1 protein-coding gene is annotated in these 1,130 nt (G+C 39.6%); it reads right to left on the minus strand.

The genetic code is table 11. The features are described 5' to 3' along the window. The coding region (locus M3210_RS19980; RefSeq protein WP_251518042.1) for an IS256 family transposase at positions 1 to 1,130 on the minus strand (1,130 nt) is incomplete at both ends.

Consider the following 1,130-nt stretch of genomic DNA (forward strand, 5'->3'; position numbering starts at 1 on the left):
TTTAACACCCTATCTTTCAGTTCATCATGAAGAAGAAGCTGGTTCATCACCATGGCCCAGTTTTGAATACGGCCACCATCCCATTTGTTTTCAAGTTCTTTCACACGTAGATATAATACTTTCAAAAGGGCGTTCTCATTCGGGAATGCCCCCTTTTTAGTTACTTTCCGAAAGCTGGAGTGTATACTTTCTACGGCATTGGTGGTGTACATAACCTTTCGAATGGCGCTTCCGTAATCATAAAGTTGTTCAACATGGCTAAAGTTCCTTGTCCATACGTCAACGGCTCCTGAATAGGTAGCCCATTGTTGTTTAAAGGATTCAAAGGCACTTATGCAAGCCTTTAAACTTGGTGCGCTGTAAACTTTCTTTAACGCTTGAGTGAAAGCTTTATAATCTTTACTTGGAACGTATTTAATCGAATTGCGAATCAAATGGACGATACAGCGTTGTACAATGACATCGGGAAAAATAGCCCGTGCGCCTTCCTCTAAACCACTCACGCCATCCATTGATATAAAGAAAATGTCTTCGACACCTCTAGCTTTTATCTCATCAAAGATCTGCATCCATTTATGCTTACTTTCCGTTTCGTTGAGCCATAAACCAAGTATTTCCTTATTGCCCTCTATGGTATAACCTAAAATGGTGTAGACAGCATATTTTCTTGTCTCATATTGATTACGAATCGTTGTATACATACAATCCACAAAAACAAACGCATAACAGTTACTTAAAGGCCGAGCCTGCCATTCTTCAAGGTCTGGAAGGACTTGATCGGTAATATCTGACACCATTTCATGAGATACAGAAAATCCATAAATATCCTCAATGGTTGACGAAATATCTCGCTGCGACATCCCGCGTGCATACATGGAAATTACTTTATTCTCAATTGCAGAGACGTCCTTTTTTCGCTTTGGAATCAGTTCAGGACTAAAGGAACCGTCACGATCTCGTGGCACCTTAATATCCACTTCACCTGAGCTTGTTTTGATGGTTTTCTTACTGTAACCATTCCGTCTGTTTTCTGTTTCTTTTTCATCTTTATCGTTCGTTTCGTAGCCTAAATGATGGTTCATTTCACCCTTTAACATCGTTTCAAACATCGGTCCAAATATATCTTTAAG

This window comes from Oceanobacillus luteolus (genome assembly GCF_023715655.1).
In the GTDB taxonomy this organism is placed as follows: Bacteria; Bacillota; Bacilli; order Bacillales; family Amphibacillaceae; genus Oceanobacillus; species Oceanobacillus luteolus.